The 14,632-nt window shown below is 65.0% G+C and carries 11 protein-coding genes; 5 read left to right on the forward strand and 6 right to left on the reverse strand.

What is annotated here, in order from left to right:
* Positions 1-4 precede the first annotated feature (4 nt).
* The 3 genes from ACROUL_RS12390 to ACROUL_RS12400 are packed head-to-tail and all read right to left on the reverse strand — an operon-like array spanning position 5 to position 4,748.
* Positions 5-355 carry a DUF3147 family protein gene (locus tag ACROUL_RS12390; protein WP_431299777.1) on the reverse strand — a complete coding sequence of 117 codons (351 nt, stop codon included), beginning with the start codon at positions 353-355 and terminating at the stop codon, positions 5-7.
* The gene (queA, locus tag ACROUL_RS12395) at positions 352-1,404 is read right to left on the reverse strand and encodes a tRNA preQ1(34) S-adenosylmethionine ribosyltransferase-isomerase QueA (RefSeq protein WP_431299778.1); all 1,053 of its coding nucleotides are present in this window, start codon (positions 1,402-1,404) and stop codon (positions 352-354) included. Before queA ends, ACROUL_RS12390 begins: the two co-directional genes overlap by 4 nt.
* Entirely contained in the window at positions 1,401-4,748 is a 3,348-nt protein-coding gene (locus ACROUL_RS12400; RefSeq protein ID WP_431299779.1) for a DUF3971 domain-containing protein, read from the reverse strand. Before ACROUL_RS12400 ends, queA begins: the two co-directional genes overlap by 4 nt.
* A gap of 286 nt (positions 4,749-5,034) precedes the next feature.
* Here ACROUL_RS12400 and ACROUL_RS12405 point away from each other — a divergent pair, with 286 nt between their 5' ends.
* From ACROUL_RS12405 to ACROUL_RS12425, 5 genes are all read left to right on the forward strand, one after another.
* Positions 5,035-5,496 carry a peroxiredoxin gene (locus tag ACROUL_RS12405; RefSeq protein ID WP_431299780.1) on the forward strand — a complete coding sequence of 154 codons (462 nt, stop codon included), beginning with the start codon at positions 5,035-5,037 and terminating at the stop codon, positions 5,494-5,496.
* 120 nt (positions 5,497-5,616) lie between these two features.
* Positions 5,617-6,462 (forward strand): ferritin-like domain-containing protein, encoded by an 846-nt coding sequence (locus ACROUL_RS12410; protein ID WP_431299781.1) that lies wholly within the window; start codon positions 5,617-5,619, stop codon positions 6,460-6,462.
* Positions 6,463-6,642: 180 nt separating this feature from the next.
* On the forward strand, positions 6,643-7,980 hold the full coding sequence (locus ACROUL_RS12415) for a DUF5930 domain-containing protein (protein ID WP_431299782.1): 1,338 nt from the start codon (positions 6,643-6,645) through the stop codon (positions 7,978-7,980).
* Entirely contained in the window at positions 7,970-8,488 is a 519-nt protein-coding gene (locus ACROUL_RS12420; RefSeq protein ID WP_431299783.1) for a bactofilin family protein, read from the forward strand. Before ACROUL_RS12415 ends, ACROUL_RS12420 begins: the two co-directional genes overlap by 11 nt.
* Positions 8,489-8,534: 46 nt before the next feature.
* Positions 8,535-9,962, forward strand: a complete 1,428-nt coding sequence (locus tag ACROUL_RS12425) for an MFS transporter (protein WP_431299784.1) — start codon at positions 8,535-8,537, stop codon at positions 9,960-9,962.
* Here ACROUL_RS12425 and ACROUL_RS12430 read toward each other — a convergent pair.
* The 3 genes from ACROUL_RS12430 to ACROUL_RS12440 all read right to left on the reverse strand — a co-directional run bounded on the left by ACROUL_RS12430 (position 9,955) and on the right by ACROUL_RS12440 (position 14,561).
* Positions 9,955-10,722, reverse strand: a complete 768-nt coding sequence (locus ACROUL_RS12430; protein WP_431299785.1) for a DUF2189 domain-containing protein — start codon at positions 10,720-10,722, stop codon at positions 9,955-9,957. The two genes, ACROUL_RS12425 and ACROUL_RS12430, sit on opposite strands and share 8 nt — an antisense overlap.
* A gap of 45 nt (positions 10,723-10,767) precedes the next feature.
* Positions 10,768-11,898, reverse strand: coding sequence for a peptide chain release factor 2 (gene prfB / locus ACROUL_RS12435; RefSeq protein WP_431299786.1), 1,131 nt, complete (start codon positions 11,896-11,898; stop codon positions 10,768-10,770).
* Between the two features lie 107 nt (positions 11,899-12,005).
* Positions 12,006-14,561, reverse strand: coding sequence for a penicillin-binding protein 1A (locus ACROUL_RS12440; protein WP_431299787.1), 2,556 nt, complete (start codon positions 14,559-14,561; stop codon positions 12,006-12,008).
* Between the last annotated feature and the right edge of the window lie 71 nt (positions 14,562-14,632).

Genomic DNA, 14,632 nt, shown 5'->3' on the forward strand with positions numbered 1-14,632 from the left:
TTCGTCAGAGGGGCAGGTTGAAGCGCGGCGCAAGCCAGACAAGCAGAAGATAGAGAAGGATGGTCAACACCACCCCTGCCCCGAGCGACGGCCAGAAGCCCATCTCCGACCGGATCAGCCAAGGCAAGAGAAGGAACATCGGAAGCGAAGGCAAGACATACCAGAACGTCGCCTCGGCATGAGACGCGATGCGGGCCGTATCGGACGTGTCGCGCCAGATCCAGACCATCCCGATGATCGACAGGAGGGGAAGCGAGGCGACGAGGGCCGCGACGCCGGGGCTGCGTCGGGCGATTTCGGAGATCAGCGCGATGAGAAGGCCGGAGAGGATGGCCTTGAGGGCAAAGTAGCTCATAGACTGGCCTTTGGGTCGGGGATCAGGAGCGAGCTGTCGCCGTAGGAGAAGAAGCGATACCCCGAGGCTATGGCATGGGCATAGATCCGGTCGATCCTTTCCTTTCCCATCAGGGCCGAGACCAGCATCATCAATGTCGATTTCGGCAAATGGAAGTTTGTCATCAGGGCGTCGGTGATGCGGAAGCCGTAGCCGGGGTAGATGAAGATGTCGGTCGGGCCTTCCCACGGGTGTAATATGCCGGTGGCGTCGGCGGCGCTTTCGATCAGGCGCAGCGCGGTGGTGCCGACCGGAATGATGCGGCCGCCCGCCTGTTTCGTTGCGTTGATCTCGGCAGCGGCAGCGGCGGTGACCTGGCCCCATTCGGCGTGCATCCGGTGGGTGGTCACGTCATCCACCTTGACCGGAAGGAAGGTGCCGGCGCCGACGTGCAGGGTTACTTCGGTAAAGGTGACGCCCTTGGCAGCCAGCGTGCGCAAGAGCGGTTCGTCGAAGTGGAGCGAGGCGGTGGGGGCGGCCACAGCCCCGGCATGGCGGGCAAAGACGGTCTGGTAATCGGTGCGGTCAAGGTCGTCGGCGGCGCGCTTGGCGGCGATGTAGGGCGGCAGCGGCATCGCGCCGGCGGCATTCAGGGCGGCATCGAAATCATCGCCTGTCAGGTTGAAGGCAAGGGCCAGGTCGGTGGCGGATTTAGCGGTGACGGTGGCGGAAAGCGTGTCGGAAAAGCGGATCACCTCGCCCTCGTTCACCTTGCGCAAGGGTTTGGCCAGCGCGCGCCAGCCGGTGGCGGTGGGGTCGAGGAGCGTGATCTCGATCCTTGCTGTCGCCTCTCCACGGGTGCGGTGGCCAAAGAGGCGGGCGGGAATGACGCGGGTGTTGTTCAGGACCAGCCGGTCGCCGGCACGAAAGATGTCGGGCAGGTCATAGACGTGGCGGTCGCTGATCCGGTTGCCTTCGGCCAATAACAGACGGGCGTGGGTGCGTGGCCGCGCAGGGCGGGTGGCGATCAGGTGTTCGGGCAGATCAAAGTCGAAATCAGCAAGCTTCATCCACCAGGGTCCTCGAGTTTGGGCGGCCCCGATCTGAAAATCTCGCGGAACATGCCGGGCGTGAAAATCGACAAAGGATTGACCGAGACGACCGGGTCATCGGCGGTTCCCCTCAGGCTGTAGTTGAAGCCGAACATCCCCTCGCCCCGGCGCGAGAAGATCGCACCGATGCCGTTGACCAGATAGATCGGCGAGATGACGCCTTGCAGCGCCAGTTCCTTTCCGGCGCTGCGGTAAAGCCCCGCGAAGGAAATGCCAAGCGAGGCACCGACAGCCGAGCCTTGGGTGATCTCGACCGCGTCGGGGGTCAGGATGAAGGTCATCTGGCCGCTGTTGAAGGCCAGCCCCTCGCCGTTCAGCTGTTCCAGAAGGCCCACGACCGAGATCGCGCTGAGAAGTTCGGCCAGACCGGGCGCGTCCTGCACGCGCAGGCGGCCGAAGGTGGCGCGGCCGTCGTAATGCCCAGCCGGGCCGCGCGGCACCAGCGTCATGTCAAGCGTGCCGCCCCGGCCTTTGTCGAAGATGCCGGCCGCCGCCATCACGGTGCCCGCGTTGTCCGAGGTGATGCGGATCGCCGTGCCGCCCGGCGCCGGAGCGACCGCGCCGTTGACCGCGCCCTGCCCGTTGACCGACGCCGAGAAGCGACCGTTGAAGCCGCCGTCCTGACCAAAGGCGCCACGGAAGTCGGTGAGGCTGATTCCATCAGACACGATCAGCCGGTCAAGCCGCAGTGCAAGCGGGCTGCCACTGCCCGCGTCAAGCCCGCTGTCGCCGCCGGGAAGTTTGCGGATGTCAAGGCTGCCCCCGGTGACAGCGATATCGACCGCATTGCCACGGCCCGCGCCGGTCAGCACCACCTCGGCATTGAGCCAATCGCCAGCCTGCACCGAGGAGAACCGCGCAGTATCAAGGCCGCCGCCTTCGCGCGTGGTGATCTTGCCGGTCGCCTTGAGGCCGGGCGCGGTCAGGGTCATCCGGTCGACGGTCGGGCTGCGGCCCAGCGTCGCCTCTAGATCAAGGGCTGCGGGAGTCTTTGCGGGCTTGGTGAAGGAAAGTGCCGGCAGCGAAAGCGTCATTCCGGCAAGCGTGGAGGTCAACGTCAGGCGGGGCTGTTCATCCTTGCGAAGATCGACGTCGATGGCGGCGGGCGCTTCACCTTTCAGGGTGCCTTGCGGCAGGTCGATGCCTAGGTCGCGCAGCGCCATGTCCGACAGGGTGACGCTGCCATTGACCCGCGCGCGACCCTTTTGTTCAGGGCCGAAGCCTTGCACATAGGTCACGTCGATCGGCAACTTTCCAAGCGTGCCACGGCCAGACAGACGCAACCCTTCGGCGTCGACCGCGACATCGACCTCGGGCGCCGCCAGAACGCGCCCCGGCACCAGCGCGGTGGAGCTGAAATCGCGCAGCTTTCCCGAGACTGTGTAGGTGATCTCGGGAAAGGTGACGCGCGGTTTCAAGGGCAGCGTAAGTTCGGCGGTCAGGTCGGCCAGACCGACCCCGAGGTTCACAGGCTGGCCCGCCTTGGACAGGAAGTTGAACGGGTCCTGATCCAGAAGTGACAGCGCGGCGGTCAAGTCAGAGTGCGTGACGAGGCTGACCTTGGCCATTGCCGGCTTCTGCGTGATGTCGGGCACCTGAAACACCGAACCGTCCGCCTCGACCCTGCCACCCTCGGGGGCGATGACGTGGCCCTTGTCCAGAAACACGGTGTAGGTGTTGTTTTCCAGCGTTGCATGGCCGGTGCCATCGCGGATCGGCGGCAGGGTCTTGACGAAACGCACCTCGGTGTCGGCAAATTGGTAGCCGAGCGCAAAGCGCGGCGGCTGGCCCGGCGCAAGGCGCAGCGCGGCGGTTACGTCGTTCAGCGTGCCCTGCCCCACGTTCGCCTCAAGCCAGGCGCGGGTCTTGGGCACCGCCGAGACCGGCCACAGCTTCAAGAGCCGGTCGGTGCCGATCCGGTCAAGCGTGACGTCAAGACCACCGGACCATCCGCCTTGCGCCGCCGTAATGCTGCCCGACATGTGCAGGCGTTCGTGCTCCTCGACCAGCGACAACTGCCCGATGTCAAGCCGGAACGGGTCAAGGCGCAGGCGCACGTCAAGCGCGCCTTGGGAGAACCGGATCGGTTCCTCAAAGAGCCCCTCGGGGTCGACCATCACTTCGGAAAACGCGATCTGGCCGAGAAACGACTCCGGCAGCGAGCCGGGGGAAACCGGGCGGCCATCGGCGGCCAGAAGATCGGTCTGCCCCGTGGCGCGGAGCCGCAGCGAAGTGCTTTCCACCGACAGGCGCGACAGCGTGATGCGCGCGGCGGCGGGATCGTAGCCCAGCGTCATCTCGGCCGCTTCGAAGGCGATCGGGCGGGCGTCGGGTCCGGGTTCCAGCGCGCCCTGCCCCAGCCGCAGTTCGGCACCTAGGTCGGCGACCTTGCCGTCGGCGCCGATTTCTGCGGCAAAGCGACCCGAGATCGGGGCGCGCACAAACCCCAGCCAGGCCAAGGGTGGCGAGAAGGCAGCGATGTCGGCGGCATCGACCTTGTCGACCGTGGCGGTAACGCGGGCCGAGCGAGAGGTTCTGGACGACACCAGCGAAATCGTGGCCTGTGCCGGCACCGCGCCTTCCAACAGCGTCATGCCCAGTTCCGCCGCCGCCTCGTCGGGGCGGATGTCGATCAGCAGACGTCCGTCGCCCACATCCCAGGCGCGTCCGGTGCGGGCATCGCTGAGCGTCAGGGTCAGCCCCTCGGCCTCAATGCGGGTAAGGCTGGACAGGGCCGGAGCGGACAAGATGGTGTTCGCTGCATCAAGGAGTTCGCCCACGCTTTTCGGCGTTGGCCCGCCCGCGATGGCGCCAAAGGAAAAGTCGAGCCGCCCTTCGGCATCGCGGCGCACGGCTACGCGGGTGCTGATCAGCCGCAAGGTGCTGGGGCGGACCTTGCCGGACAACAGCGCCTCAGGGTCGAATGATACCTCGGCTTCGGGAAGGGTCAGAAGCGCGCGGCCGGTGGGCTGAAGGAGCCGGATGTCGGCCAGACGGAAGCTGGGCACGAAGCTGCGGTCGACCCCCAGTTCGACACTGCCGATGGTGAGCGAGATTCCGGCGGGAAGGCGCGCTCCGGTGAGGCCTTCGTTGAGGCGCGTTTCAAGTTCCGCCACCGCCCAGCCCGGAACGCGGACGGATTTGCCGGTGTAGGCGAGCGTCAGGAAAGCAAAGCCGAGGCCAAGGACGACAAGGGTAAGGACGACGGTCAGGCTGAACCGGCGAAACCGGTGGCGGCGGGCAAAGCGGGTTCTAAAGCGACGGCGCGGCTTTGGGGGTGAAACCGGGGTGGGTTCGGCCACAGCCGCACCCGTTGTCACAGTGGGGTGCGGTGGCAAGTCGAGGGACGGTTCGGCGGCCGGATCCGGGACCAAGGCTGGTGCCGTGTCTGGAGTGGAATATGGGGCCGGTCTTGCGACCTCTGCGTCCTGCATGTCAGCCCGCTTGCCCCGTTGCCGTGTGCCCCCGGGATGTCCGTCTGGCGCGGAAAGTCCCGGTCGTCAAAGTCCTGCTGGTCCTTGCCTTTATCTTTGCCTGAAGGCAACTAGAACCGAAAGTAACATTACCTCAAACAGCAAGGAGCCGCCCATGATCGCCGAAGGTAGCATCGCCCCCGATTTCACCCTGCCGCGGGACGGCGGCGCGACGATAACCCTGTCGGCGCTGCGGCCCGGCAAGGTGGTGCTTTACTTCTATCCCAAGGACGACACCCCCGGCTGCACGCTGGAGGCGCAGGATTTCAACGCGCGTCTGGCCGATTTCACCGCGGCAGGGGCGACGGTGATCGGGGTGTCGAAGGACAGCGTCAAGAGCCATGACAAGTTCTGCAAGAAACACGGGCTGTCGATCGTGCTTGCCTCGGACGAGGGTGGGCAGACCTGCGAGGACTACGGGGTCTGGCTGGAGAAGAGCATGTACGGCAAGACCTATATGGGGGTGGAGCGGACCACGGTGCTGATCGACGGCGCGGGCAAGGTGGCGCGGGTCTGGCCGAAGGTCAGCGTAAAGGGCCATGCCGACGAGGTTCTGGCGGCGGTGAAGGCGCTTTGAGCATGGTGTCCCACCGTGGGACATTGCGTGGCATATAACTAAAACAAAGGCTTGCGGTGCGGCGTGAAGGGATTGTTAACCTTTCGCGCCGCGCCGGGGTCAGGACCGAGGGACTGAAGGATGGCAGCATCGCTGGCTGAGATGGCGGTCGAGGTGCTGACAACCGCCGACGGGCGCGCCAAGACTGCGCTTGGTCGGCGTCATGCGGCGGCGTGGTTTGCGGCCCGCGCTGCCGGCACGCCGCTGGCGGTTGGCCGGGCCGCGCCACCCTTGCGCCCTGCCCGCCCCGAACGCCCCGAACTGCTGTCACCGAGGGATGTGCCGCGCCGCAGGCCGGGGTCGGTGGAGGGGCGCACCGCGTTGTTGCATGCGGTGGCGCATATCGAACTGAACGCGGTCGACCTGCATTGGGACATCATCGCACGCTTCGCCGATACACCGATGCCTGCCGGGTTCTATGACGACTGGGTCAAGGCAGCGGATGACGAGGCCAAGCATTTCAACCTGATCTGCGATTGCCTTGAAGCAATGGGAAGCCATTACGGCGCGCTGCCCGCCCATGCCGGGATGTGGCGCGCGGCAGAGGACACGGCGGAAGACCTGCTGGGGCGTCTTGCCGTGGTGCCGATGGTGCTGGAAGCGCGCGGGTTGGACGTGACGCCGGGGATGATCGAGGTGTTTCGCAAGGCGGGCGACGCGGGGGCGGTGGCGGCGCTAGAGGTGATCTATGGCGAGGAAGTTGCGCATGTCGCCTTTGGCTCGAAATGGTTCAACTGGCTGTGCGGGCGGGACGCAAGCGATCCGAAGGACGTGTTCCACACGCTGGTGCGGCGCTATTTCCACGGCGGGCTGAAGCCGCCCTTCAATGAAGCCAAGCGCGCCGAAGCCGGGATACCGCCGGATTTCTACTGGCCTCTGGTTGGGGAAGCGGCGGACAGGACGGCGAAATCCGACGTTCTACCCTAGGTTGATCGGCGGATTGTTGCCTACTCACACACGAAGACCAGCGGATATTGCCGTTCCGTGGTCAAAAATGTTGCGAGCTTGCAACGGGCTGGCTAATCAGGACCAGCCTTCACGGGGTTGTGCCACTCGACACCCGTTTCATGGCCCGTGATTTCGGGGAGACCACAGGATGACTGCAACGTGCTGACGCGCTTCGCCTATCGGATCCACCACCAGCTCGAACATTATCTGCCCGAGCAGCGGCTGTTCCTGAAATCCGATACCGACACACGGTTCATCCGGCTTCGGTCTTCGACCCAGGCGCTGGCGCTGGTGGCGGGCACGCTGGCCTTGGCCTGGACCATCGTGGCGACCGCCCTGATCATGATGGACAGCATTGGTGCGGGATCTTCGCGCGAACAATCCGCCCGCCAGCAGGCGATGTACGAGACACGGCTGAATGACCTCTCTGCCGACCGCGACCTGCGTGCCGAAGAGGCCGCGCGGGCGCAGGAGCGCTTCAACACCGCGCTGGCGCAGGTGTCGGACATGCAGGAGCGCCTTCTGGCGTCTGAGGATCGGCGGCGCGAGTTGGAAACTGGGATCGACGTGATCCAGAACACACTGCGCCGCACCATCAAGGAACGTGACGAAGCCCGCGCCGAGGCTGATCGCGCCGTGCTGGCGCTGAACGAGCAGGTCGGCGGGGCCACCGAAATGGGCCGCGCCGCCGATACGGTGGCGACGCTGGAGATCCTGACCGGGGCGCTGGGCGAAACGGCCGAGGAACGCGACGCGATGCAGACCGAGGTGGCAGCCGCGCGGCAAGAAACCGAGGCGGTCGTGGCCGAAAAGCGCGACCTTGAACTGCGCAACGATGCGATCTTCACCAAGCTGGAAGAGGCAGTCACCATTTCGATGGAGCCTTTGGACAACATGTTTCGCGAGGCGGGCATGTCACCTGAGGACCTGCTGGATACGGTTCGGAAGGGCTATTCGGGACAGGGCGGGCCGCTGACGCCGATTTCGGTGTCTACCTCGGGTGGCGGGCTGTCGGCCGAAGAAGCGCGGGCGAACGAGATACTGGGCGGGCTTGACCGGATGAACCTCTACCGGATCGCCGCGTTCAAGACGCCGTTTGCGATGCCGCTGAAGGACAGCTTTCGCTGGACCAGCGGCTTTGGCTACCGCAAGGACCCCAAGGGTTACGGCACCCGGATGCATGAGGGCACCGACATGGCGGGCGCCTATGGCACCCCGGTCTACGCCACCGCCGACGGGGTGATCGTTCACGCCGGATGGGACAACGGCTATGGCCGTCTGGTGAAGATCAAGCACGAGTTCGGGATCGAAACCCGCTACGGCCATCTGAGCCAGATCCGCGTCGAAGTGGGACAAAGGGTATCGCGCGGCGACAGGATCGGTGATATGGGCAATTCAGGCCGGTCCACCGGCACGCATCTTCACTACGAGGTCCGTCTGAGCGGCGAAGCCGTGAACCCGATGACCTTCATAAAGGCAGGGAAAAATGTTTTCTAAGAGCCGCATCAACGAGCCCGGCCCGAAGGCTGAAGCTGAGAAGCCAAAAGCCCCGGAGGCCCCCATGATGTCGAAACCTTCGATGGAGTTCACCCCTTCGGCACCGAAGGGCAAGGTTGTCGCCTCGGTCCTGTCGTCGGATTTGACGGTGGTGGGCAACCTGCGCACCACGGGCGACATTCAGGTTGAAGGCACGGTCGAGGGCGACATCCGCGCGCATCTGCTGACCGTCGGCGAAAGCGCCACCATCCGGGGCGAGATTGTGGCCGACGACATCGTCGTCAATGGCCGCGTGATCGGCCGGGTCCGGGGGCTGAAGGTGCGCCTGACGTCGACCGCGCGGGTCGAGGGCGACATCATCCACAAGACCATTGCAATTGAATCGGGTGCCCACTTCGAAGGCTCGGTTCAGCGGCAGGAAGACCCGTTGGCCAATGGCCGGGTGACCAGTGCCATGATGCCGTCGATGCGGCCTGATGCGCTGACGGCTGCCGGGGACGCGGGCTGATACCATTGTGACGAACGGGAAGTTCATGCGGGCACCGGGAGATCCGGTGCCCGTTTCCTTTTGCCGGCCCGAGGATCGGACGCTGATCCTGTGGGCGGCGATTCTGGCGTCGTCGATGGGGTTCATCGATTCGTCGGTCACCTCGATTGCGATACCGGCGATGCGCACAGCGCTTGGCGCCAGTCTGGTGGAAGCGCAGTGGATCAACGCGGCGTATCTTCTGGTGCTGTCATCGCTGGTGCTGGCCGGGGGTGCGGCGGGCGACCGGTTCGGCACGGCGCGGGTGTTTGTCTGGGGCATCTGGGTGTTCGTGGCCGGGTCGATCGCCTGCGCTTTTGCGATGGACCCAAGCCAGATGATCGCGGCGCGGGCGGCCAAGGGGATCGGGGCGGCGCTGATGGTGCCGGGGTCTATGGCGATCATCTCGCGCGCCTACCCACGGGCGGAACGCGGTCGGGCCTTGGGGCTGTGGGCGGCGGCTTCGACGGCGACGACCGCGCTGGGGCCGGTGCTGGGCGGGGTCTTGATCCATTGGGGTGGCGAGGCCGGGTGGCGGATGATCTTCGGGCTGAACCTGCCGTTGGGGTTGGTTGCGGTGTGGTTGCTGCGGGGCCGGGTGCTGGCCGACGTGGGCCAACCGGGTGTGCGGGTTGATCTTGTGGGGGCGGCACTGGCGACGCTGGGGCTGGGGCTGATGGCCTATGCGCTGACGGTGGCGGAGACGGGGATGGCGGTGGGGCTGGCGGCGGCGCTTGCGCTGGTGTTGTTTCTGCTGTGGGAGGCGCGGACCCCTGCCCCGATGATCCGGCTGGGGCTGTTTCGTAACCGGGCGTTTGCGATGACGAACGCGGTGACGCTGGTATTATACTTCGCGCTGAACGGGGTGATGTTCTACCTGCCGATGACGGCGGTGACGGCTTGGGGCGTAAACGAGTTCGAAGTGACGGCGGCGTTCGTGCCGATTTCCGTGCTGATCGGGCTTCTTTCGGCGCAGGCGGGGCGGTGGGCGGACCGGGTTGGCCCGGCACCGTTGATGGCGGCGGGGTCGGCGCTGGTGGCAACGGCGTATGGCGGACTGGCGGTCGTGGCGGTCGGGGCAGCGTTCTGGCGCGAGGTGGTGCCGCTGATGGCGGTGGCGGGCGTTGGGCTGGGGCTGGTGGTGGCGCCATTGACGGCGGCGGTGATGGCAGAGGTGCAGGACGGCGAACAGGGCGCGGCGTCTGGGATCAACAACGCAGTGGCGCGGGTGGCGGGGCTGATCGCGGTGGCGCTGCTGGGGAGGTTGGCGGCGAGCTATTACGGGCCGACGGGTGAGGCGCTGCCGGGGTTTGGCCTGCCGGGTGGTGATGCGGCGCATCTGGCGGCAACGGGGGCCGCGTTCGGGCATGTCGCGGCAATCGGGTCGACGGCGGCAGCACTGGCGGCGGGGCTGGCGGCAGCGTTGGCGCTGGCCTCGGTGCGGCGCGTCAGGTGATGGCGCGGCGGTAAAGGTGCCATGTTGCGTGGCCAAGGACCGGCAGCGCAAGGAAAAGGCCAAGGAACCACGGTAGCATCGCCACAAACAGGATCACGGCGATCATTGCGCCCCAGCCGAGCATCAGGACCGGGTTTTCCTGCACCAAGGCAAAGCTTTTCAGCATGGCGGTGACGAAATCGACCTCGCGGTCCAGAAGCATCGGCAGACTGACCACGGTGAGGCTGAACAGAAGCGTGGCGAAGATTGCGCCGACGATGGTGCCGACAGCCAGCATCGCTATGCCTTCAGGCGTGGTGAAGATGGTCAGCGAGGACGAGACGTTGGTCATAGTCGCGCGTCCAAGGAACAGCGCGAAGATCATGTGGGCGAGGAAATTCCAGAACAGGAAGAACACCACGATCACGGCGGCGATGGAGGGGATCTGGCGGTCTTTCTGGCGGAAGATCACGCCGAAGATCTCGCCGGCGCGCAGAGGCTCGCCCGTCTCCAGTCTGCGCGAGATTTCGTAGAATCCGCAGGCGATGAAGGGCCCGAGGATCGGGAAACCGGCGCTGGCGGGCAGCGTCCACCAGATCTGGCCCTTGGCGGTCATCGCCCAGACGATCAGCCAGCCGCCAAGCACATAGACCGCCGCGAAGGCCATACCGTAGAGCGGCGCGCGGGTGAAATCGCGCCAGCCGAGGGCAAGGCTTTGGCGCAGATCGGGAAGGTCAAGTTCATTGACCTCGGGCGTTGCAGGCGGGGCGAGCGTGGTCATTGCCCGAGGTTACGCCCCAAGCGAGCCGTCTGGCAAGATCGAGGATCAGTCGAGGTCGCCGCCGAAATCGCCGCGCTTCTTGCCGCTGGCATTGAGCGCGAGGGTGGCCGACATGAAGCCGTCAAGATCGCCGTCAAGCACCCCGGCGGTGTCGGAGGTTTCATAGCCGGTGCGCAGGTCCTTGACCATCTGGTAGGGCTGCAGGACGTAGGAGCGGATCTGGTTGCCCCAGCCTGCGTCGCCCTTGTTTTCATGCGCCTCGTTGATCGCGGCGTTCCGCTTGTCGAGTTCGATCTGGTAGAGGCGGGATTTCAGCGCCTTCATCGCGATGTCGCGGTTCTGGTGCTGCGATTTCAAGGATGAGGTGACCACGATCCCAGAGGGGAAGTGGGTGATGCGGACGGCAGAGTCGGTCTTGTTGACGTGCTGGCCACCGGCACCGGAGGAGCGGAACGTGTCGATGCGGATGTCCTTGTCCTGCACGTCGATTTCGATGTTGTCGTCGACGACGGGGTAGACCCAGACCGAACAGAATGAGGTGTGGCGACGCGCGGCGCTGTCGTAGGGCGAGATGCGGACAAGACGATGGACGCCGGCCTCGGACTTCAGCCAGCCGTAGGCATTCTTGCCGGAAATCTTGTAGGAGGCCGACTTGATGCCTGCGCCGTCGCCTTCGGATTCCGATTGAAGTTCGACGGTGAAGCCGCGCTTTTCCGCCCAGCGGACATACATCCGCGCCAGCATAGAGGCCCAGTCGCAGCTTTCGGTGCCGCCTGCGCCGGCGTTGATTTCAAGGAAGGTGTCGTTGCCATCGGCTTCGCCGTTCAGGAGGGCTTCCAGTTCCTTGGCGGCGGCGGTCTTGGTAAGCTCGGTCAGGGCGGCTTCGGCTTCGGTGACGATCTCGGCGTCGCCTTCGGCTTCGCCCAGTTCGATGAGTTCGACGTTATCCTTGAGGCCTGCTTCGATCATCTTGTAGGTCGAGACCGCATCCATCAGCGCCTGACGGTCACGCATCAGCTTTTGTGCCTTGGCCGGGTCGTTCCAGAGATCCGGCGCCTCGATCATCGCGTCGAATTCTTCCAGCCGGTGCGGGGCGGTTTCCCAATCCATCCGCTGCGCCAGAAGCTTGAGCGATTTCTGGATCGCTTCGATGTTGGATTGGGTTTCGGCGCGCATCTGGTGATCCTGGCGGGAGTAGTTCGGTTGGGGGGGTGGTTCAGCGGGCGGTCATAACGGCAAGCCCGCGCCCCGGCAAGGGTGCGGGCTGTTGCGGGATGGCGGGGTCAGTAAAGGCCGCCCGAAGAGACAGTGCCGAAATCGGCCTTTTTCGGGACGACCACGGTCTCGCCTTCGGCATTGGTGACGGTGGCGCTGCTGGCACCGCCATCGGTTTCGCCGTAGGCAAAGAGCGGCAGGTTCTCGCCCATTGCAAAGCCGCCGTCGACCATCGCGCCGAGGCCGAAGATCGGCTCTTCGCCCTGACGGAAGTATTCGGCGACGACATTGTCACCGACGGCGTCATCGGGCAGTTGCTGGCCGGTGAAACGGTCGATCTTCAGGAAATAGCCGCCAGGGGGCACGCGGAATTCACCGCCGCCGTATTTCTTGATTGCGGTCTGCATGAACTGCTGGAACACCGGCCCGCAATAGCCACCGCCCGAAGCGTTGTCGGCAAGCGTGCGGGGCTGGTCGTAGCCGATGTAGCAGCCGGCGGCGATGTTCGAGGTGTAACCGATGAACCAGACGTCTTTCGCGTCGTTGGTGGTGCCGGTCTTGCCGGCCACCGGAACCGGCAGGTTGATGCCGCGCGCGGTGCCGCGCTGCACGACCCCTTCCATCATCGAAGTGAGCTGGTAGGCGGTGATCGCGTTGATCACGCGTTCGCGGTTGCTGTTGATCGACACGCCCTGCCCCCGAGGCAGGTTGGAGGCGGTGCAATCGGCGCAGATACGCTGGTCGTGGCGGTAGATGGTGTTGCCGAAGCGGTCTTGCACCCTGTCGACGAGGGTGGGTTCGACGCGTTCGCCGCCGTTGGCAAACATGGAATAGGCGGCGACCATCTTGAACAGCGTGGTTTCCTGCGCGCCAAGCGCATTGGCGAGGAACGGGTTCATCCGGTCGTAGACGCCGAAGCGTTCGGCGTAGCCGGCGACAGTGCGCATGGTGATTTCCTGCGCGATGCGGATGGTCATCAGGTTGCGCGACTGCTCGATCCCGGTGCGCAGGGGCGCGGGGCCATAGTATTTGTTCGAGGCGTTCTTTGGCGTCCAGAGGCCTTGGGGAGTGTCGATCTCGATCGGGGCGTCGACGACGATGGTGGCGGGGGTGAAACCGCTGTCGAGGGCGGCGGCGTAGACGAAGGGTTTGAAGCTGGAGCCGGGTTGGCGGGTGGCTTGGGTGGTGCGGTTGAAAACCGAGTCCTGATAGGAAAAGCCGCCCTGCATGGCAAGGACGCGGCCGGTGTTGACGTCCATCGCCATAAAGGCGCCCTGCACTTCGGGGACCTGACGCAGCGACCAGCGCTTGAAGGTGCCGTCGTCGTTGGTGACGGCGCGGACGAGGACGACATCGCCTACCGACACCAGATCGCCGGCGACCTTGGCCTTTTTGGCAAGGCTGCCATCGGCCAGGCGCTTGCGGGCCCAGGTCACGTCTTCGGCGGGGATGAAATGGCCGTCTTCATCGTTTGCCACGCCTTCGATGCCGAGGCGGGCGTTGTTTTCGCCAACCTCCAACACCACGGCGGGGAACCATGTCTTGACGTCGCGCGGCACTTGCAGGGCGGCAAGGGCGGTGCGCCAGGCATCTTCGGACGTCAGCGCCTCGGATGGGAGGGTCTGGCCCGTGCCGCGCCAGACGCCCTGCCCGCGGTCGAACTTTTCCAGTTCGGCGCGCAAGGCGTCGGCGGCGGCGTCTTGCAGGTCGGGGTCGACAGTGGCGCGGATCGTCAGGCCGCCCGAGAAGAACTCATCCTCGCCGAAGGTGCCGGAAAGCTGGCGGCGGATTTCATCGGTGAAGTAGCTGCGCGGCGGCAGCGCCTCGCGGAAGGCTTCGAAATCGCCGTTCTGCACCGAGCGAAGCGGTTGCTCCTTTTCCGACAGGTAGGTCGCCTCGTCGATATAGCCGTTCTGCCACATCTCGCGCAGCACGTAGTTGCGCCGTTCGGTGACGCGTTCCTTGGCGGTCACGGGGTCATACTTGCCCGGAGCCTGTGGCATCGCGGCCAGCATCGCGGCTTCGTGCGGGGCGAGCGCCGAGAGCGGCTTGTTGAAGTAGGTCTGCGAGGCAGCGGCGACACCGTAGGAGTTCTTGCCGAGGAAAATCTCGTTCAGGTAGAGTTCGAGGATCTTGTCCTTGGACAGCGTCTGCTCCAGCCGGGTGGCGAGGATGATTTCCTTGATCTTGCGTTCGATCGAGCGGCTGCCGTCCAGAAGAAAGTTCTTCATCACCTGCTGGGTGATGGTGGACGCACCGCGCATGGATTCGCCGCGCGATTGCACCGCTTCGACCAAGGCAGCCACCATGCCGCGCGCGTCATAGCCGTGGTGGGTGTAAAAGTTCTTGTCTTCGGCCGAGACGAAGGCGTCTTTCACCAGTTCTGGAATATCTTCGCTGGGCACGAACAGGCGGCGTTCCTTGGCGAATTCGTCGATGATGCGGCCTTCACCGGAATAGATCCGGCTGATCGTGGCGGGGGTGTATTGCGCGAGGTTTTCGTGGCTGGGCAGGTCGCGGCCATACATGTAGAAGATCGCGCCCAACGTCAGGCCAGCGAACAACATCCCCAGCGTCAGCGTGGTGAAAATTCCGCCCAAGACCGAACCGATGAACCTAAGCAAAGAGCACTCCTGAAGATTGCATGGTCGCAGTATACCAGACGCGGCGGCAGGTCAAAACCTTGGACGCTGCG

This window comes from Tabrizicola sp. BL-A-41-H6 (assembly GCF_050632395.1).
Lineage (GTDB): Bacteria > Pseudomonadota > Alphaproteobacteria > Rhodobacterales > Rhodobacteraceae > JAUYQR01.